The sequence below is a fragment of the Actinomycetospora atypica genome, from assembly GCF_042653685.1.
GTDB classification, from domain to species: domain Bacteria; phylum Actinomycetota; class Actinomycetes; order Mycobacteriales; family Pseudonocardiaceae; genus Actinomycetospora; species Actinomycetospora atypica.
The window spans coordinates 1-18,389 of record NZ_JBHSIV010000038.1; the positions used below are offsets into that span (position 1 = coordinate 1).

Genomic DNA, 18,389 nt, shown 5'->3' on the forward strand with positions numbered 1-18,389 from the left:
ACAGGCTCGCCGCCGACGCCCCGGCCGGGGCGAGCGCGGCGACGGCGGCGACGGCGGCGGCGGCGCGGGCCGCCCCGCCCGGGTCGTCCCGGCCGGAGGCCGACCGGTCGGGCTCGGGGTAGAACTCGGCCCACCACACCGGGAGCCCGGTGCGCTCCCGCAGCCAGGACGTGGTCGCGGCGAACCGCTCGGCCGCGGTGACGGCGTCGGTCACGAGACCGCCGTCGCGGGTCGCGGTCCCGCCGTCGACCACGACGAGGTCGGCCACGCTGTGGTTGGCCAGCCAGTACTCGACCGCGGCGAGGGCCCGGCCGTCGGTGACTCCCCACGGGCCTCGCAGGTCGCTGGGCGCGACGTCGCCGGACGCCCAGAGGTCCATCGGGACGTACGGGCCGCCGACGAGGACCTCGGGCCGGGCACGCTTCACCGCCGCCGCGACCCGCTCGTAGAGGTCGGTGTAGCCGGCCGCGTCCCAGCCGCCCCGGGCCTCGTCGTAGAAGCCCTTGAACTCGTTCCACACGAGCACCGCCGCCACCTGCGGGTAGCGCGCGACGGCGCGGGCGGCGAGGGCCGCGAGGTCGTCGTAGTGCCGGGGGAGCGGGGCCTCCTCGAGACGGCCGAAGTCGGTGGTCCCCGGCGGCGCACCCTTCATCCAGTCCGGCGCCCCCGCGACGGTGAGCACCGCCCGGCCGCCCGTGCCCGCGATCAGGGAGAACCGCGGGTCGAGCGAGGACCAGTCGTCGGCGCCGGGCGCGGGCTCGGGGTTGAGGGCGCCCCAGCCCATCAGGTGCTGGTTCTGCCACCGGCCGGCGCCGGCCAGGACGGCGCGCCCGCGCGCGAGGGCCTCCGGCGGGTCGGTGGGCGCGAGCGAGTACTCGACGTGGGTGACGCCGAGGTCGAGCGGGCGGGCCTGGCGCGTCCAGCCCCAGCCCGGCCCGTCGTCGTAGGCCTCCGGGATCGTGCGCGCGCAGCCCGCGAGGCCCGTCGTCAGGACGGCGCCCGCAGCGAGGAACGAACGTCGGCCGAGCGGCGGCATGACGGCACCCTAATGGCCGACGTCGTCCTGCTGCGTCCGCACACGCGCCGCCTCCCCTGAGGGAGCGAACGGCACTCCCGCTGCTTCTATGCGAGCGAGAGTGCCGTTCGCTCCGGCGGGGTCAGGCGTTGCCGTCGAACAGGTTGGTCACCGAGCCGTCCTCGAACACCTCGCGCACCGCGCGGGCGATCAGCGGCGCGATCGAGAGCACCGTGAGGCCCGGGAACCGCTTCTCGTCGGGGATCGGCAGCGTGTTCGTGACGATCACCTCGCGGGCGCCGCAGGTGGAGAGCCGCTCGACCGCGGGGCCGGAGAGCACGCCGTGGGTGGCCGCGATGACGACGTCGGACGCGCCGTCCTTCAGCAGCGCCTCGGTCGCCTTCGCGATGGTGCCGCCGGTGTCGATCATGTCGTCGACGAGGATGCAGCAGCGACCCTCGACGTCGCCGACCACGCGGTTCGCGACGACCTCGTTGGGCCGGGTCTTGTCGCGGCTCTTGTGGATGAAGGCGAGCGGCACCCCGCCCATCGTGTCGGCCCACTTCTCGGCGACGCGGACGCGGCCGGAGTCGGGGGCGACCACGGCGAGGTCCTCGCCGGAGTAGGCGTCGCGCAGGTGCTCGGCGAGGACCTTGTTGGCGAGCAGGTGGTCGACCGGGCCGTCGAAGAAGCCCTGGATCTGGTCGGTGTGCAGGTCGATCGTCATGATCCGGTGGGCGCCCGCGGTCTTGAGCAGGTCGGCCACGAGCCGCGCCGAGATGGGCTCCCGGCCGCGGTGCTTCTTGTCCTGGCGGGCGTACCCGTAGAACGGCACGACGGCGGTGATCCGCTTGGCCGACGCCCGCTTCAGGGCGTCGATCATGATCAGCTGCTCCATGAGCCACTGGTTGATCGGCTGGGTGTGGCTCTGCAGGACGAAGGCGTCGCAGCCGCGCACCGACTCCTCGAAGCGCACGAAGATCTCGCCGTTGGCGAAGTCGTACGCCGCCTGCGGGGTGATCGTGACGTCGAGCTCCTTCGCGACCTGCTCGGCGAGCTCCGGGTGGGCCCGTCCGGAGAAGAGCATCAGGCTCTTCTTGGGGGTCGACGACACTGCGCTCACGGTCACTGCTCCTCCTGGTCGCGCCGCTCGGGCGGCCGGACGGAGTCGTCCGGTCCTCCCTCGGGCGAGGTCGACGCCCGGCCGGCCGCCTCGGCGGCCGCCGTGCCCGGGCGCTTGCGCTCCACCCAACCCTCGATGGTCCGCTGCGGGCCCGAGGAGACGGCGAGGGCGCCCGGAGGGACGTCCTCGCGCACCACCGTGCCCGCTCCCGTGTACGCGCCGTCGCCGATGGTGACGGGCGCCACGAAGGTGTTGTCGCTGCCGGTCCGCACGTGGTCCCCGACGACGCTGCGGTGCTTGGTCACGCCGTCGTAGTTGACGAACACGCTGGAGGCACCGATGTTGCTGGCCTCGCCGATGGTCGCGTCGCCGACGTAGGTCAGGTGCGGGACCTTCGACCCGCGCCCGATCGAGGAGTTCTTCACCTCGACGAACGTGCCGATCTTCCCGCGCTCGGCCAGCTCGACGCCGGGGCGCAGGTAGGCGAACGGGCCGACCGAGGTCTCGGGGCCGACGGTCGAGTTGCTGCCGTGGGTGCGCACGACGGTGGCGCGCGCGCCGACCGTCACGTCGGTCAGCGTGGTGTCGGGGCCGACGGTGGCGGCCTCGCCGACGGTGGTGCGGCCGTGCAGCTGGGTGCCGGGCAGCAGCGTCACGTCGCGCTCGAGCCGGACCCCGACGTCGACCCAGGTGGACCGCGGGTCGACGACGGCCACCCCGGCGCGCATCCAGCGCTCCAGCACGCGCCGGTTGAGCTCGGCGCCGAGCGCGGCCATCTGCACGCGGTCGTTCACCCCGGCGATCAGCCACGGGTCGGACAGGGCGACGGCTCCGACGGCGAGCCCGTCGCGGTGGGCCACGCCGATCACGTCGGTGAGGTAGAGCTCGCCCTGGGCGTTGTCGGTGCCGAGCCCGGAGAGCGCCGTGCGCAGCAGTTCGAGGTCGAACGCGTAGACCCCGGAGTTGACCTCGGTGATCTCGAGCTGCTCGAGCGAGGCGTCGGCCTGCTCGACGATCGCCGTCACGCCGCCCTTCTCGTCGCGCACCACCCGGCCGTAGCCGGTGGGGTCCTCCATCTCGGCGGTCAGCAGCGTGACGGCGTTGCCGGCGTCGTCGTGCTCGGCGACCAGCGCGCGCAACGTCGCCGCGTCGAGCAGCGGGACGTCGCCGTAGGAGACGAGCACGGTGCCGGAGGCCCCGGTGGGCAGGGCGTCGACCCCGCAGGACACCGCGTGCCCGGTGCCGCGGCGCCGGTCCTGCACGGCGGTGCGGACCTCCCGGCCCAGCTCGGTGCCGATGAGCTGGCAGTGGGTGCCCACCTCCTCGCGACCGTGGCCCACCACGACGACGAGGTGGGTGGGACCGGCGCCCGCGGCGGCGTGCAGGGCGTGCCCGAGCAGGCTGCGACCGCCCACGGGGTGCAGCACCTTCGGCGTGGCCGACCGCATGCGGGTGCCCTCACCCGCGGCGAGGACGACGACCGCAGTCGGGGTCGGCACGGATCGACGCTCCTGGGGGCTCGGGGCGGTGTCTCGGAGAGCGGGGGGCTCGGCGCGCACCGGCCGCCCCGGTCACGGGAATCGTCTCACCCGCCGACGGCGAAGCCCCCCGCCGGGGTGTCGGTGGCCGCGTCGAGGACGACGGTGCCCCCGCCGGCCCGCTTGGCCTCGTACATCGCGCGGTCGGCCCGGGCGAGCAACGTGCCCGGGGTGAGGCCGGAGTGGCCGGTGCCCGCGACGCCCACCGAGACCGAGACCCACGACCCGTCGCCGACGGGCACCGACGCCACCGCGTGGGCGGCGCGCTCGAGCGCGGCCCGCGCCGAGGTCTCCGAGCTGCCGGGCAGCACGACGACGAACTCGTCGCCGCCGTAGCGCGCGACCACGTCGTCGGCCCGCAGGCACCGCCGCAGCGTCTGGGCCACCTGCCGCAGCACCTCGTCGCCGCGGGCGTGCGACATCCGGTCGTTGATCGTCTTGAACCGGTCGACGTCGACCATCGCGATCGCCAGCCCGCCGGTGCGGCCCGCGAGCGTCGTGAGGTGGCCGGCGAGGACGTCGTCGAGGGCGCGCCGGTTCGGCAGCCCGGTCAGCGGGTCGGTGACGGCCTGGACCGCGACCTCGCCGTGCTCCCGGCGCAGCTGCTCGTGCGCGATCCGGGTGGTCAGCGACAGCACGCGCGCCTGCTGCAGCGTCCACAGCTCGTGCTCGAGGTCGACGGTGTAGTCCCGCAGCGCCCGCGCGGAGGCGCGGTCGCCCGGTCCGTGATCCCCGGGCCCGCGGCCGTCGGTCGTCCGGGCGAGCTCGCGGCTGACGGCGAGCAGCAGGCTCGGTTCGCCGCGCGGACGACGGTCGCGGACGGCGGCGAGCGTCGCCGCGGCCTCGTCGTCCCGCCCGGTCGCGACGAGCGCCCTTGCCCGCCCGAGCGCCACGAGCAGGTGGTCGACGAGCCCGGGGCACGGCACCTCGAGCGGGCCGAGCGCGTCGAGGTCGGTCGGGGCCGTCACCCCGGGAGCGGTCCAGCCCTCGCGGCGGCGCGCCAGCGCGACGACGGCCCGCAGGCCGCGGCGGTGCTCGTCGGAGACCAGCGCGGGCTCCGCGCGCAGGGCGCCGGCGCGCAGGGCGGCCTCGTCGAGGTGGGCCGACCCGTCGCGCCCGGCGCGCTGCAGGCGCAGGCCCCACGCGGCCAGGACCCGGATGTGCTCGTGCTCGCACCGCGCCGCCGCGAGCGGGTCCCCGTCGTCGGTGGCGATCACGCGGGCGCGGGTGAGCAGCGGCTGGGCCACCTCGTGCAGGCCGAGCGAGGTCAGCGTGGTCGAGACGAGCCGGTAGGTGTCCTGCAGGTTGGCCCGGTGCTCGCGCGCGGTCGGCGCGTCGTCCACCGCCGACTGCTCGTCGAGCCGGGTCAGCGCCCCGGTGACGGCGGCGAGCGCGGCCTCCTCGTCGTCGGCGAGCATCGCCCGGCGGGCCAGCAGCGCCTCCGCGTCGACGGCGAAGAGCGTGAGGCCGTGCTCGGCCACCACGGCGACGAGCTCGTCGAGCAGGCGCTCCGCGGCCTCGGTGCCGACCGCGGCGGCGGGCCCGGTGCCGCCGCCGCGCACGGCGAGGTGGGCGGCCGCGGCCTCGCGCAGCAGGATCGCGCGGGTGGCCGGGGCGGTGCCGGCGCGGGTGCGGTCGACGAGGTCGGTGAGCGTGGCGAGCTCGGCGCCCGGACGGGGGTGCGGGACGCGCGCGGCCCGGGCGCCCGCGGCCCGGGCGAGCGCGATGAGGGACTCGCGCGGGATCGCGTCGGGGTGGCCGTCCGGGCTCCCGGTGGGTCGCCGCCGGTCGCCGACGAGCCCCGCCGGACCTTGTCCCATCCTCACCCCTCACCGTCGGGTCCGGGCCCGCCGTGCACACTCTCGGTCACGGACAGCGGAGGCTCCGTCGCTCGGTGTCACTCCGGATTCTGCACAGGCGGGCTCCGTGGGCGCCGTCCGGGTCGGGGAGTACGACAGGAGGGCCCTCGTGACGTCACCGGTCTGCCGCCCGGATCCCCTCGTGGTGCGGCGGGACGCCCCCGGGCGTCCGCGGCCGCTCGTCCGTCCGGCGCAGCGGCGGTGGGTCGGCCCCGTCGTCGGGACCGGGGCGGTCGTCCTCGGGGTGCTCGCCGCGCGCTACGCCGGCGACGGGCGCGCCGGCCGGGTGGACCGTCTCCTCGCCGAGCTCGTCCCGATGCGCCACGGCCCGACCGCGGTCGCGGGCGAGGCGCTGGTGGTGCTCGGCGACCCCGTGCCCGTCGCGGTCACGATGCTGCTGCTCCTCGGCCTCGCGTGGTGGGGCCGCGGCGGCCGGGGCCTCGCCCTGGTCCTCGTCGGCCCGCCGGCGGCGATGGTGACCACGTCGCTCGTGCTCAAGCCGATCATCGGCCGCACCCGCGGGGGCGAGCTCGCCCTCCCCAGCGGCCACACGACCGCCGTCGCGTCCCTGGCGGTGGTGGCGGCCCTGCTCGTCGTGGGCTCGGACCTGTCGCGCCGCGCCCGCGCGACGAGTGCCACCGGCCTCGGGCTGCTCGTGCTCGCGGTCGGGCTCGCCCTGGTCGGCCGGGGCGTCCACTACCCGACCGACGTCGTCGCCGCCCTCGCGGTGGTCGCGGTGGTGGTGCCGCTCGCGGCCCTCACGGTGGACGCCTTCGCCGACCTCGGCGAGACGGCCCGGCCCGACGACGAGGTCACCCGCCGCCTGCCCGTCCTGCGCTGACCGCGCGCCGGGTCAGCCCTGCGCCGTCGCGGCGGTCCCGCGGCGCAGGGTGACGACGGTGCCCGGCTCCCCGCGGTCGACCCGGGCCTCCGCCAGACTCTCCATGAGGGCGATCCCGCGGCCGCGGGTGGTCGGGCCGGTGTCGGGCTCGCGCCAGTGGCCGGCGTCGGTGACGACCACGGTGACTTCCGTGCCGTCGACGCGGGCCGTCAGCGTCATCGACCCGGGGGTGACCCCCTCGTAGGCGTGGTCGACGACGTTCTCGAGGGCCTCGCTCGCCGCGAGGATCAGGTCGTCGCCGAGGTCGGCCGCCTCGTCGTCGGGACCGAGGGCGTCGGCGAGCCAACGGCGCAGCGCGCGCCGGAAGGTGCCGACCTGGGCCGGCAGGGCCTCGGCGACGAGCTCGAGGGGGTAGTGCGGGGTCACGGTCGCAGGCTCCCGGAGGGCGGGACGTGGGCGCTGACCTCGACTGATGCCCCGCCCGTGGGGCGACCAAACCGGAGCGGGGAGCCGAACGGCTCAGGCGGTGGTCCGGACGCGCTGTTCGACCGGCAGGTACCCGGTGCGGTCGTCCAGGGGGGTCCGGACGTCGTAGCGGCACTCGTCGTGCACCACCGCCGGGCCCCACACCCACACCCGCGGGGCCTCCCGCGGGGCGAGGCCCACGACCCGCACCGTGCCGTCCGCCGCCGGGGACACCGGCCGGCCGCACACGGGGCAGCTGGGTCCGGTCGCCCGGGCGCCGCGGGGACGGGAGGTCTGGGGCACCCGATCAGATTGCCCCCCACCGAACGGAGTGGCAAGGCCCGACCGGGCGGAGGGGGCGACCGGCGGGTCAGGCCTCGGGCATCGTGGCGGCGCGGAGGCGCTCGGCGAGCTCGTTCAGCTGCCCGCGCAGCACGGCGAGGTCGCTGCCGTCGAGGCCGGTGGCGCGCTCGACCTCGTGCTGCACGGCGCGCGCGGTCTCGTAGAGCTCGCGACCCTCGTCGGTGCAGGCGATCTCGAGCGTCCGCTCGTCCTCGGGGCGCCGCCGGCGGGTGACCCGGCCCTGCTTCTCCAGGCGCTTGAGCAGCGGGGAGAGGGTGCCCGAGTCGAGGTGGAGCTGGTCGCACAGGAAGCCCATGGAGACGGCCCCGTGCTGCCACAGGACGAGCATCACGGCGTACTGGCTGTAGGTCAGCCCGAGGGCGTCGAGCCCCTGCCGGTAGCAGGCCGTCATCGCCCGGGATGCCGAGTGCAGGGCGAAGCACAACTGCCCGTCGATCGTGAAGGAGCTGTGCGGCCCGGCGCTCGCCTCGGCGGTGGTCATCGGACCAGGGTAAACGCCGAACCCGCCCGAGTGGACGGGTTGACCGTGCGGGTATGCGGCGACACGGACGGTCACAGCAGTCCGGCACGGTCGAGGTGGGTGAGGAGATCGGTGGTCAGGGGCAGTTCCACCATCTCCGCGGGCGAGAACCAGCCGGCGTCCGCGGCGTCGTCGCCGGCCCGCAGCGTCCCGCCGACCGCCTCGGCCAGGAAGTCGTGGATCTCGTAGGTCACCCCCGCGGGACCGGGGCGGTCGAGGACCAGCCACTCCCGCCCCACCACGACGACGATGCCGGTCTCCTCGGCGACCTCGCGGGCACACGCCTGCGCGGCCGACTCCCCGGGCTCGACGCGGCCGCCGGGCAGCGTCCAGCGGCCCTGCTGCGGGGGCGTGCCCCGCCGGACGAGCAGGAACCGCCCCCGCCCGTCGCGCACGACCGCCCCGGCCGCGGCCACCCGCTCCGTCACGCCCGAGATCATGCCTGCCCGCTCCGCCGCCTGGATTCGAACCAGGATCATCGGAACCAAAATCCGAGGTGTTGCCCTTACACCACGGCGGACCGCGGGCGTCGCGCCCGCGCGTCCATGGTGACACGCCCGATCCGGGGGCTCCGCCGAGCACGACCGTGACCCGTGGCGCGGCCGTTCGTTGAGGTCCGACAGAGCCGAAGCCGGTTCCGGGGTGGCGTGACTCACCCCGGGCAGGCGCGCAACCCGCCCGGTGCACGTGCGTCCTTCGTGGTGGAGGACCCCGTCCGCTGCAGCGGCGGACGCCGTGTGAGGGATTGGGAGGGTGGGACGAGGATGCGACGGCCACCCTGTCTCCCGACACCACCGCACGAGCGACCAGCGACGTCGGGCACCGCGGGGGCGGACGAGCGATCCCGCCCCGGTGCTCAGAACAGGGGCGAACGCGTGAGCGGTACCGAGCTCGACGGCCGGACCGACCCGGGCGACACCGGCGAGATCCCGGCCTTCCCGAACCGCCGGCCCACCCGGGCCGGGTCGGTCGACACCACCCCCGCGGCGCCTCCGGCGCCCGAGTCGAGGGCCGACGCGGCCCCGTTCGTCGACCCCGACCCCACGGCCCCCGGCTTCATCCGCATCTGGGACGACGAGGGCCCCGGCCAGCCGGGCAGCGTGGCGACGGCCACGAGCTGGCAGTCGAAGTTCGCGCTCTCCGTCGCCGCGAGCGACCTGCTGATCCTCGCGGTCTGTGCCGTCATCGGGGCGCTCGCCGGGTTCGGCGCGGGCAGCGGCACCCAGGGCACCAACCCGTGGATGCTCGCGCTCGTCGCGATGCTGCTGGTCCCGGTCACGCTCGGGTCCGCCCGGGCCTGGGACGCGCGGGTGCTCGGCCAGGGCTCCGAGGAGTGGAGCCGGCTGATGCGCGCGTACATCAGCGCCGCGATCATCCTCGCGCTCGCCGGCCTCGTCTTCGAGCGCACCGGCGTGCGCCCCTGGGTGTTCGGCATCCTCCCGGTGGCGGGCCTGCTGTCCATGGCCGGCCGCTACACGCTGCGGCGCTGGCTGCACCAGGCCCGCAAGCGCGGGCGCGGCCTGCTGCCCGTCCTCGCGATCGGCACCGAGGAGTCGGTGCGCGACCTCATCGAGCGGACCCGCCGCGTCGCCCACATCGGCTGGGTCGTCACCGGCGCCTGCACCCCCACCGGGCTCGGCGAGGACGGCCAGGGCCACGTCGCGGGCGTCCCGGTCATCGGCGACCTCGACTCGCTGCCCTCCTCGGTGCGCTCCGGGCGTTTCGGCGTCGTCGCCGTCGCGCAGACCCCCGGGTGGAGCCCCAAGCGGCTGCACCGCCTGGCGTGGGACCTCGAGGGCACCGGCTCGGAGCTCGTCGTCGACCCCGGCCTCATGGAGGTCGCCGGCCCGCGCCTGCACGTCGCCCCCGTCGACGGCCTGCCGCTGCTGCGCCTCACCGAGCCCCGCCTGTCCGGCGTCCCGCGCATCGGCAAGCTGCTCTTCGATCGGGCTGCCTCGCTCGCCCTCGTCGCGGCGCTCGCCCCCGTGTTCCTCGTCATCGCGCTGTGCGTGAAGCTCGACGGCGGCCCGGTATTCTACCGCCAGACCCGGGTGGGACTGCGCGGCAAGGTGTTCCGGATGGTCAAGTTCCGGTCGATGGTCCCCGACGCCGACCGGCTGCGCGCCCAGGTGGTCGCCAGCGGCAACGACGGGTCCGGCCCGCTGTTCAAGCTGCGCCGCGACCCCCGCGTGACCCGGATCGGCTCGCTGCTGCGCCGCTACTCCCTCGACGAGCTCCCGCAGCTGTTCAACGTCGTCGGCGGCTCGATGTCGCTGGTCGGCCCCCGGCCGCCGCTGCCCGGCGAGGTCGACGCCTACTCCGACGCCGCGAAGCGCAAGTTCCTCGTGCGCCCGGGCATGACGGGGCTCTGGCAGGTCAGCGGCCGGTCCGACCTGTCGTGGGAGGAGTCGGTCCGGCTCGACCTGCGCTACGTGGAGAACTGGTCGCCCGCGATGGACCTGGTCATCCTGTGGAAGACGGTCTCGGCCGTCTTCCGGGGCGACGGGGCCTACTGAGAGTCGTCTGGGACGCTGGACGAGATGACCACCGTGCCCGCCGCCGCCCTGACCTGCCGCCTCTGCGGGTCGACGGAGCTGGAGAGCTTCGTCGACCTCGGGGCCACCCCGCCCTGCGAGCTCTTCCTCACCGCCGAGGCGCTCGAGGCCCCGGAGCCGACGTTCCCGCTGCACCCGCGGGTCTGCCGGAACTGCCTGCTGGTGCAGCTCCCCCCGCTGATCGACCCCGACGAGACGTTCACCGAGTACGCCTACTTCTCGTCGTTCTCGACGTCGTGGGTGGACCACGCCCGCCGCTTCGTCACCGCCGCGACGGCCCGCGCGGGCCTGACGTCGGACTCGCTCGTGGTCGAGGCCGCCTCGAACGACGGCTACCTGCTCCAGCACGTCGTCGCCGACGGGATGCGCGCGGTGGGCGTCGAGCCCAGCGTCAACGTGGGCCAGGCCGCCCGCGACAAGGGCGTGCCGACGGTGACCGCGTTCCTGTCGCCGGAGACGGGCGCCGCGGTGCGCGCCGAGCACGGGCCGGCCGCCCTCGTCGTCGCGAACAACGTCTACGCGCACATCCCCGACGTCGTGGGGTTCACCCAGGGACTGCGGGCGATGGTGGCCGACGACGGCTGGGTGTCGATCGAGGTGCAGCACCTGCTGACCCTGGTAGGCCTGCGGCAGTTCGACACGATCTACCACGAGCACTTCCAGTACTACACGGTCGGCACGGCCATCCGGGCCCTCGCGTCCGGCGGCCTCGACCTGGTCGACGTCGAGCTGGTGCCCACCCACGGCGGGTCGATCCGCCTGTGGGCGCGGCCGAGCGAGCTGGGCGAGTCGCCCTCGCCGGCGGTCGCGCAGGTCCTCGCCGACGAGGCGAAGGCCGGGCTCGACACCGTCGAGGGCCACGCCGGGTTCGCCCGCGAGGTCTCCCGGATCCGCAACGACCTGATGCGGTTCCTCATCGACGCCGCCGACCGCGGGAAGACCGTCGTCGGCTACGGCGCGCCGGGCAAGGGCAACACGCTGCTCAACTACTGCGGCATCCGCCCCGACCTGCTCGCGTACACGGTCGACCGGAACCCCTACAAGCACGGGCGGTACACCCCCGGCACCCGGATCCCGATCCACGAGCCGGAGCGCATCGAGGCCGACCGGCCCGACTACGTGCTCGTCCTGCCGTGGAACCTGCGCGACGAGATCACGGCGCAGCTGGCGCCCGTCGCCGAGTGGGGCGGGAAGCTCGTCTTCCCGATCCCGGCCCTGCAGGTCGTGGAGCCCGGCTCCGGCGCGGCCGTCACCCCTGCCCCCTGAAGTCCACGCGAAGGAAACTGCGGTGAAGGTCGTCCTGTTCTGCGGCGGATTCGGCATGCGCATGCGGGATGGGGACTCCGACGTCCCCAAGCCCATGCAGATGGTCGGTCCGCGGCCGCTGATCTGGCACGTGATGCGGTACTACGCCCACTTCGGCCACAAGGAGTTCGTCCTGTGCCTGGGCTACGGCGCCCACCACATCAAGGAGTACTTCCTCAACTACCGCGAGACCGAGTCGAACGACTTCGTCCTGCGCGAGGGTGAGATCGAGCTGGGCGGGTCCGACATCGCCGACTGGACGATCCACTTCGTCCACACCGGTCTCGAGTCGCCCATCGGGGAGCGCCTGCGCCGGGTGCGCCACCTGCTCGAGGGCGAGGACATGTTCCTCGCCAACTACGCCGACGTGCTCACCGACGCCCCGCTCGACCAGATGGTCAAGCGGTTCGCCGACTCCGACGCCGAGGCGATGCTGCTGGCCGTGCTGCCGCAGGCGGTCTTCCACATCGTCGAGTCCGACGAGGAGGACCGGATCACCTCGATCCACCCCGTCACCGACATGGGCGTGCGGGAGAACGGCGGCTACTTCGTGCTGCGGCCGTCGGTGATCGACCGCATCCCGGAGAACGGGGACCTCGTCGGGGACGCCTGCACGGCGCTCGCGAAGGAGAACAAGCTGATGGGCTACCCGTACGAGGGCTTCTGGCTCCCGGCGGACACGCTCAAGGAGCGCAACCAGCTCGAGGCCTCCTACCGGGCCGGCAGCCGCCCCTGGATGCTCTGGGAGAAGGAGCGGAGGCCCGACCTCCCGCCGCTGGACGGCCTCGTCACGCAGCAGCTGCAGTCCTGACGTGATGCAGCGGCTGGTCCCGGAGCGGCTCGACGAGCTCGTGCTGCTCGGCGCCCACTGCGACGACATCCCCATCGGCGCCGGTGCGACGGTCCTGACGATCTGCCGGGCCCGGCCGGGCCTGCGCGTGCGCGCCCTCGTCCTCTCCGGCGGCGGGACCCCCCGCGAGGCCGAGGAGCGGGCGGCCCTCGCCGCGTTCTGCCCCGGCGCCGACCTCGAGGTCACCGTGCTCGACATGCCCGACGGCCGGCTGCCCCACCACTGGAACTGGGCGAAGGAGGCGCTGGAGACGTTCCGGCGCACCACCGAGCCCGACCTCGTGCTCGCCGGCCACCGCGCCGACGACCACCAGGACCACCGGGAGCTGGCGAAGCTCGTCCCCACCGTCTTCCGCGACCACGCGACGCTCGGCTACGAGATCCTCAAGGCCGAGCCCGACCTCGCCCAGCCGCCGCTGCTGTGGCCGCTGTCGCCGGAGGCGGTCGACGACAAGATCCGCCTGCTTCACGAGCACTACCCCTCGCAGACCGCCCGCACCTGGTTCGACGACGAGGCCTTCCGCGGTCTCGCGCGGATCCGCGGGGTGCAGGCCGGCACCCGCTACGCCGAGGGCTTCCACCCGACCCGCCTGCTGGTGGGTACCTGATCTCCCGAGAAGGAGCTGTTCCACCGTGCGCGTCCTGCTGACCGGCCACCAGGGGTACCTGGGCACCCTGGCCTCCCCGATGCTCGCCGCGGCGGGCCACGAGGTCGTCGGGCTCGACTCCGGGCTCTACGCCGACTGCATCCTCGGCGACCTCGAGCAGCCCGACCCGCCGTCGCTCGCGGTGGACCTCCGGGACGTGACCGTCGACCAGCTCGCCGGGTTCGACGCCGTCATCCACCTCGCAGCCCTGTCGAACGACCCGCTGGGCTCGCTCGCTCCCCAGCACACCTACGACATCAACCACCACGCCTCGACCCGCCTCGCCCGGCTGGCCAAGGAGGCCGGCGTCGGCCGCTTCGTCTACGCCTCGACGTGCTCGGTCTACGGCGCGTCCGGGACCGAGGACGTGCTCGACGAGGAGGCGCCGATGAACCCGGTGACCCCCTACGCCGAGTCGAAGGTGCGCGTCGAGTCCGACCTCGTCGACCTCGCCGACGCCGACTTCGTCCCGGTCTCGATGCGCAACGCGACCGCGTTCGGGTTCTCCCCGCGGCTGCGCGCCGACATCGTGCTGAACAACCTCGTCGGGCACGCCGTGCTCTCCGGGCGGATCCTCGTGATGAGCGACGGCACCCCGTGGCGCCCGCTCTGCCACGGCCGCGACATCGTCGGGGCCGCGATCGCCGCGATGGAGGCCCCCGCCGACGTCGTGCGCGGCCAGGCGTTCAACGTCGGGCGCACCGACAACAACGTGCAGGTCCGCGACATCGCCGAGGCCGTCAAGGTCGCCGTGCCGGAGGCCGAGCTGATCGTCACGGGCGAGACCGGCGGCGACCCGCGGTCCTACCGCGTCGACTTCTCCAAGATCGAGAAGATGCTGCCCGACTTCCGGGTTGCGTGGTCGGTGGCCGACGGCGCCGAGGAGCTGCTGCGCGAGTACCGCGCCCGCGGCCTGACCCAGGAGACGTTCGACAAGCGCTTCACACGCCTCGCCGTGCTGGCGGCCCGGCAGGCGGCCGGGACGCTCGACGAGACGCTGCGCCCGGCCTGACGGCCCGTGCGGGACGTGGGGCGGTGCCCCACGTCCCGCTCACAGGGTGTCCCGCAGCTCCTTCCAGGAGCCGGCGGTGCGGTCGCGCTCGGAGATCGCGGTGACCTCGACCGGCCAGGAGATGGCCAGGTCGGGGTCGTCGTACGCGACCCCGAGGTCCTCGCCCGGCGCGTGCGGGGTGTCGATCCGGTAGCAGACGTCGGCGTCGGTGATCGCCTGGAACCCGTGCAGCAGCCCGGCCGGGACGTACAGGTGGTGGAAGTCGACGTCGTCGAGCCGGAAGCTCGCGACGACGCCGAAGGTGGGGGAGTCGGGGCGGGCGTCGACGAGCACGTCGTGCACCGCGCCGTGGGCCACCCGCACCAGCTTCGACTCGCCCGCGCCGCGGCGGCCGTGCATCCCGCGGATCGTCCCGGCGCGCGAGCGGGACTGGCTGTCCTGGGCCAGCGGCCCGAGGTCCACGCCGTGCTCCGCCGCGATCGCCGCGTCGAAGGTGCGGGTGAACAGCCCGCGGTCGTCCCGGTGCGGGGTGGGGACGAACAGCAGGACACCGTCGATCGTGCTCGTGCGAACCTCCATGCGCGCCACTCTCCCACCCAACCCGGGTCGAGCTCCGCTCCGCTCCGTCTCCCACCCCCTCCCGAGAGGACCCCCGCTCGTGTCGACCCGCGAGGTCAGCGACCCCGTCACCTGCCGCTGGTGCGCGAGCACCACGGGCACCGTCGTGCTCGACCTCGGCGACCAGCCGGCCGCCGACCACTTCCCGGCGCTCGACGACCCGGGCCCCGACCCGGTGCACCCGCTGCGGATGTGGCTCTGCGCGCAGTGCGGCCTGGCCAACCTCGCCGAGGACCCGACCACCCCCGAGGAGCCGCGCGGCGCCGAGCCGCAGGCGATGGTCGACCAGGCCCGTGACGCGGTCGCGCGGGTGCAGGCCGCGGGCCTGCTCACCGGGCCCGACGGCGCCCCGCGCACGACGGTCACCGAGTTCGGCAGCCCGCACGGCGGGTCCTGGCTCGACCTGCTGGAGACCGTCGGCCTCGTCCCCGGGACCGAAGGCGGGCCGGCGGACCTCGTCATCGACTGCTTCGGGCTCATGCACGCCGCCGACCAGGCGGGCGGGCTCGCCGAGCGGGCCGCCGCGGTGGCGCCGGACGGCACGCTGCTGCTGCAGTTCCACACCCTCGCCGCGATCGTGGCCGACGGCGGGTGGAACGCGCTGCGGCACGGGCACTTCGCCTACTACTCGACGCCCGTGCTCGTCCGGATGCTCGCCGGGATCGGCTTCGAGGCCACCCACGCCTTCCGCTTCGACCTCTACGGCGGCACGGTCCTGCTCGCCGCCCGGCGCACCGGGGTGGCCGGCGCCACCGACCTCCCCTCGGTGCAGGGGCTGGTCGAGGCCGAGCTCGCCGCGGGGGTGCTCGACCCCGAGGTGGTGCAGGGGCTCGACGCGGCCACCACGGCCAGCGCGGACGCCCTGGCCGAGCACCTGGGCCAGGCGCGGGACGCGGGCCGGCAGGTCCTCGGCTACGCGGCGGCGTCGCGGGCCGTCCCGCTGCTCAACCGCGCGCGGATCGGGCCCGACCTGCTGCCCGCGGTGGCCGACGGGTCGCCCGGCAAGCAGGGCCGGCGGTTCCCGGGGGTGCCAGTCCCGATCGTCGCGCCCGAGGAGGTCGCCCGGCGCTCGCCCGACGAGGTCGTGCTGTTCGTCACCGACCTGCTCGACGAGATGCGCCGCCGGATGCCCGGGGTCGAGGCCGGCGGGGGCCGGTGGGTGGTGGTCGACCCGGTGGTGCGGGTCGCGCACCCGCTCGGCTGAGAGCCACGTCACCGCCGCGCTACCCGGCGGCGCGGCGCGGCGTCTTGCGGCGGAGATGCTCCGACCGGCTCCCGTTCCCGGCGGGTGGGGGAGCTGTCGGGGGTCGGCCCTAGACTCCCGGGGCGGGCCCCTTCCGCACGGGCAACGGGGACCGTACGAGTCGGACGACACGATCGAGGGATGGGGCGCGAGGCATGACGGCAGTCGAGGCCCGCCGGGCGCCGGGCGCGGGAGCCATCCCCGGGCCCCGGCCCCCCGGTGCCGGGCTGGTGCCGCCCGGTGGCCGCACGTCGCACCTCTGGGTGGCCACGGCCGTCGTCGTGGGGGTGACCCTGCTGGCCGGGCTGGTGACGTTCGTCGGGCTCCTCTCGACGACGAGCCGCTGGCAGAGCACCAGCGAGATCGTCTTCAACAGCACCCAGCCCAACGACGAGAACATCGCCCGCGGATCGCGCTACGTGCAGGACCGGCTGGGCACCTGGGAGCGGATCGGGGCCAGCGAGGCCGTCGAGCGCCGGGCGGTCGAGCTGGGCGCGGCCTCCGGAGGCACGCCGTTCGACGCGGCCGGCGTCACCGTCACCGCCAAGCACCCCACCGGCACCGAGGTCCTCCAGGTCACGGCGACCTCGGACGACGACGCGACCGTCGCGGCCGACTCCGCCACCGCGGCCCAGGCCGTCGTCGACGTCGTCGTGGGCAGCGAGCGGTTCCCGGGCACCGACCGGTCGAAGATCACCGGGCGGGTCGTCTCCGGCGGCGGCCCCGTGGTCGACCACGGTCTGCAGGTCGCCCGCTGGTGGGCGGTCGTCGCCGCCGTCGCGGGCTTCATGCTGTCGCTGCTCGCGTGCTCGCTGCTGCGTCCCGGCCGCTGGGCGCGCGACCTCACGCCGTACACGATCCGTTCCCGACGACGCATGGTCGAGCTCAACCAGGCCGTGATGCACGAGGCCCTGCGCGACCTGATCGTCCACGGGCTGCGCACGCCGGTCGGCAAGGTCACGGTCGGCATCGCCGCCCTCTCGATCGCGGGCTACGGAGTGACGGGGCTCGCGATCTTCCCGCTGCTGCCGGTGCTCGCCGCGGCGGTCTGGACCTGGAAGAAGGCCGACCCGCGCTGGTCCACCGCGGCGCTGCTCTTCTCCGGCGTCGGCGTGTTCCCCGAGAAGGTCGACCTGGTCAAGGTCGGCCCCGTGACGCCCACGGTGCTCGAGGTCGCGCTGCTCCTCGCGCTCCTGCTGATCCTGCGCGGCCGCGGGATCGCGCGGGCGCCGCGGCCGGTGTTCTCCGCGCCGGTCATCGCGATCCTCGTCGCGGCCACGGTCGGCGCGGTGGCCGGGCTCGCCATGGGCGGCGAGTTCAGCCTGATGATCGACAACTACCGGGCGCTCCTCATCGTCGCCACGTTCTTCCCGGTCTACTTCGCCTTCGCCCGGCGCCCCCACCAGCTGATCGCGGTGCTGCTCTCGATCGCCGGGGTGTGCAGCGCGGTCGTCCTGGCCGCCGCCGCCATGGGCTGGAGCCGGCTGCTGGTCGACGAGCGCAGCTCGGTCATCACCGGCCAGTCGACCTCCGAGGTCGCCCGCCTCTCGGGCCCCACCCTCGACCTGTGGGCCCCGCTGCTGATCCTGCTGCTCTCGGCGCTCATGCCCCGCCGGCCCCGCTGGCTCTGGCTCGGGCTGGTCCTCATCGGCGTGCTGCACCAGGCCGCCAGCTTCAACCGCTCCACCTGGGCCCCGCTGATCCTGCTGATCGTCGCCGTCGCCGCGGTCACCCACGGACCGAAGGGCCTCGTGCGCCGGGCCGCGGTGCTCGTCGTCGTCGGTGCCATCGGCCTGACGCTGGCGCTCACCGGCCTCATCGGCGGGCAGGCCGAGGCCATCGCCCAGCGCGCGACGAGCGTCGTCACCGGCCAGGCCTACGGCGAGGACAGCCTCCCCGACCGGTTGCGGGAGAACAGTGCCGCGTACGCCACGCTCGAGCGGCAGCCGTTCTTCGGTGTCGGCGTCGGGCAGTACTACGGCGGGGAGCTCCCGACGTACGACTCCGAGCACAGCCGGACGGTCGTCGACCCGCGGCCCTACATCCACAACCAGTACCTGCGGATCTGGCTGTTCATGGGTGTGCTCGGCCTGTTCGCCTACGCCTTCGCGGGCACCCGCATCCTCGCGGTGGTGCTGTCGTCCTGGCGACGGCGGACACCCGGGGCGCCCATGGTCGTCGTGGTGGGGATGGGTCTCGCCTGTCTCGCCGCCCAGTCGGCCCTGCAGACGATGCTCGTCGACCGACCCGCGATCATCACCACCGTCTCGCTGATGGCTGCCCTGTCCGCGTTCGCCACGTGGTCCCCCTGGCCCACCCGGCCCAGCCCCGACCGGCGCCGTCCCGCGGCCCCGCCCCGGGGTGCCCCGATGCGACCCGCACCGAGTGCCCCGAGACGGCCTGCGGCCCCCGCAGGCACCATGGAGGAGTGAGCTC

The 18,389-nt window shown here is 74.8% G+C and carries 17 protein-coding genes and 1 tRNA gene; 8 read left to right on the forward strand and 10 right to left on the reverse strand.

The genetic code is table 11. The features are described 5' to 3' along the window. The 4 genes from ACFPBZ_RS24895 to ACFPBZ_RS24910 form a co-directional block, all read right to left on the reverse strand. The coding region (locus tag ACFPBZ_RS24895) for a hypothetical protein (RefSeq protein WP_378038811.1) at window positions 1-1,036 on the reverse strand (1,036 nt) is incomplete at its 3' end. 121 nt (window positions 1,037-1,157) lie between these two features. Beyond that, window positions 1,158-2,138, reverse strand: coding sequence for a ribose-phosphate diphosphokinase (locus ACFPBZ_RS24900; protein WP_378038812.1), 981 nt, complete (start codon window positions 2,136-2,138; stop codon window positions 1,158-1,160). A 2-nt stretch (window positions 2,139-2,140) separates the two neighbouring features. Continuing rightward, a complete protein-coding gene (gene glmU / locus ACFPBZ_RS24905; RefSeq protein WP_378038813.1) occupies window positions 2,141-3,637 on the reverse strand; it encodes a bifunctional UDP-N-acetylglucosamine diphosphorylase/glucosamine-1-phosphate N-acetyltransferase GlmU in 1,497 nt (498 codons plus the stop codon). 86 nt (window positions 3,638-3,723) lie between these two features. Continuing rightward, window positions 3,724-5,496, reverse strand: a complete 1,773-nt coding sequence (locus ACFPBZ_RS24910; protein WP_378038814.1) for a GGDEF domain-containing protein — start codon at window positions 5,494-5,496, stop codon at window positions 3,724-3,726. A gap of 148 nt (window positions 5,497-5,644) precedes the next feature. Here ACFPBZ_RS24910 and ACFPBZ_RS24915 point away from each other — a divergent pair, with 148 nt between their 5' ends. Further along, window positions 5,645-6,376: a phosphatase PAP2 family protein gene (locus ACFPBZ_RS24915; protein ID WP_378038815.1), complete on the forward strand. Its 732-nt coding sequence runs from the start codon at window positions 5,645-5,647 to the stop codon at window positions 6,374-6,376. 12 nt (window positions 6,377-6,388) lie between these two features. Here the strand turns inward: ACFPBZ_RS24915 and ACFPBZ_RS24920 are convergent, their stop codons facing one another. The 5 genes from ACFPBZ_RS24920 to ACFPBZ_RS24940 all read right to left on the reverse strand — a co-directional run bounded on the left by ACFPBZ_RS24920 (window position 6,389) and on the right by ACFPBZ_RS24940 (window position 8,244). Then, complete coding sequence (locus ACFPBZ_RS24920) at window positions 6,389-6,802, reverse strand: ATP-binding protein (RefSeq protein WP_378038816.1); 414 nt, start codon at window positions 6,800-6,802, stop codon at window positions 6,389-6,391. A 93-nt stretch (window positions 6,803-6,895) separates the two neighbouring features. Then, the gene (locus ACFPBZ_RS24925) at window positions 6,896-7,144 is read right to left on the reverse strand and encodes a hypothetical protein (RefSeq protein WP_378038817.1); all 249 of its coding nucleotides are present in this window, start codon (window positions 7,142-7,144) and stop codon (window positions 6,896-6,898) included. A 67-nt stretch (window positions 7,145-7,211) separates the two neighbouring features. Then, complete coding sequence (locus ACFPBZ_RS24930) at window positions 7,212-7,685, reverse strand: MarR family winged helix-turn-helix transcriptional regulator (RefSeq protein ID WP_378038818.1); 474 nt, start codon at window positions 7,683-7,685, stop codon at window positions 7,212-7,214. Window positions 7,686-7,756: 71 nt separating this feature from the next. Continuing rightward, window positions 7,757-8,152: an NUDIX hydrolase gene (locus ACFPBZ_RS24935; protein WP_378038819.1), complete on the reverse strand. Its 396-nt coding sequence runs from the start codon at window positions 8,150-8,152 to the stop codon at window positions 7,757-7,759. Between the two features lie 21 nt (window positions 8,153-8,173). Continuing rightward, window positions 8,174-8,244, reverse strand: a tRNA-Gln gene (locus tag ACFPBZ_RS24940). Between the two features lie 355 nt (window positions 8,245-8,599). On the opposite strand from ACFPBZ_RS24940, the gene ACFPBZ_RS24945 reads away from it, so the two are divergent. The 5 genes from ACFPBZ_RS24945 to ACFPBZ_RS24965 are packed head-to-tail and all read left to right on the forward strand — an operon-like array spanning window position 8,600 to window position 14,092. Beyond that, a complete protein-coding gene (locus ACFPBZ_RS24945) occupies window positions 8,600-10,240 on the forward strand; it encodes a sugar transferase (protein ID WP_378038820.1) in 1,641 nt (546 codons plus the stop codon). A gap of 24 nt (window positions 10,241-10,264) precedes the next feature. Then, window positions 10,265-11,545 carry a class I SAM-dependent methyltransferase gene (locus ACFPBZ_RS24950; protein WP_378038821.1) on the forward strand — a complete coding sequence of 427 codons (1,281 nt, stop codon included), beginning with the start codon at window positions 10,265-10,267 and terminating at the stop codon, window positions 11,543-11,545. Window positions 11,546-11,567: 22 nt separating this feature from the next. Then, window positions 11,568-12,395: a sugar phosphate nucleotidyltransferase gene (locus ACFPBZ_RS24955; protein WP_378038822.1), complete on the forward strand. Its 828-nt coding sequence runs from the start codon at window positions 11,568-11,570 to the stop codon at window positions 12,393-12,395. Window positions 12,396-12,399: 4 nt separating this feature from the next. Beyond that, on the forward strand, window positions 12,400-13,041 hold the full coding sequence (locus ACFPBZ_RS24960; RefSeq protein WP_378038846.1) for a PIG-L deacetylase family protein: 642 nt from the start codon (window positions 12,400-12,402) through the stop codon (window positions 13,039-13,041). Window positions 13,042-13,066: 25 nt separating this feature from the next. After that, entirely contained in the window at window positions 13,067-14,092 is a 1,026-nt protein-coding gene (locus ACFPBZ_RS24965; RefSeq protein WP_378038823.1) for an NAD-dependent epimerase/dehydratase family protein, read from the forward strand. Window positions 14,093-14,131: 39 nt separating this feature from the next. Here the strand turns inward: ACFPBZ_RS24965 and ACFPBZ_RS24970 are convergent, their stop codons facing one another. Then, window positions 14,132-14,671, reverse strand: a complete 540-nt coding sequence (locus tag ACFPBZ_RS24970; RefSeq protein WP_378038824.1) for a dTDP-4-dehydrorhamnose 3,5-epimerase family protein — start codon at window positions 14,669-14,671, stop codon at window positions 14,132-14,134. A gap of 79 nt (window positions 14,672-14,750) precedes the next feature. On the opposite strand from ACFPBZ_RS24970, the gene ACFPBZ_RS24975 reads away from it, so the two are divergent. Beyond that, a complete protein-coding gene (locus ACFPBZ_RS24975; RefSeq protein WP_378038825.1) occupies window positions 14,751-15,914 on the forward strand; it encodes a class I SAM-dependent methyltransferase in 1,164 nt (387 codons plus the stop codon). 194 nt (window positions 15,915-16,108) lie between these two features. Then, a complete protein-coding gene (locus ACFPBZ_RS24980; protein ID WP_378038826.1) occupies window positions 16,109-18,385 on the forward strand; it encodes an O-antigen ligase family protein in 2,277 nt (758 codons plus the stop codon). Window positions 18,386-18,389 lie beyond the last annotated feature (4 nt).

What these genes read in the sequence shown, in the direction of transcription:
- ACFPBZ_RS24910 (WP_378038814.1), bottom strand. Translation starts at nt 5,496, where the DNA reads ATGGGACAAGGTCCGGCGGGGCTCGTCGGCGACCGGCGGCGACCCACC.
- ACFPBZ_RS24930 (WP_378038818.1), bottom strand. Translation starts at nt 7,685, where the DNA reads ATGACCACCGCCGAGGCGAGCGCCGGGCCGCACAGCTCCTTCACGATC.
- ACFPBZ_RS24950 (WP_378038821.1), top strand. Translation starts at nt 10,265, where the DNA reads ATGACCACCGTGCCCGCCGCCGCCCTGACCTGCCGCCTCTGCGGGTCG.
- ACFPBZ_RS24960 (WP_378038846.1), top strand. Translation starts at nt 12,400, where the DNA reads ATGCAGCGGCTGGTCCCGGAGCGGCTCGACGAGCTCGTGCTGCTCGGC.
- ACFPBZ_RS24970 (WP_378038824.1), bottom strand. Translation starts at nt 14,671, where the DNA reads ATGGAGGTTCGCACGAGCACGATCGACGGTGTCCTGCTGTTCGTCCCC.
- ACFPBZ_RS24980 (WP_378038826.1), top strand. Translation starts at nt 16,109, where the DNA reads ATGACGGCAGTCGAGGCCCGCCGGGCGCCGGGCGCGGGAGCCATCCCC.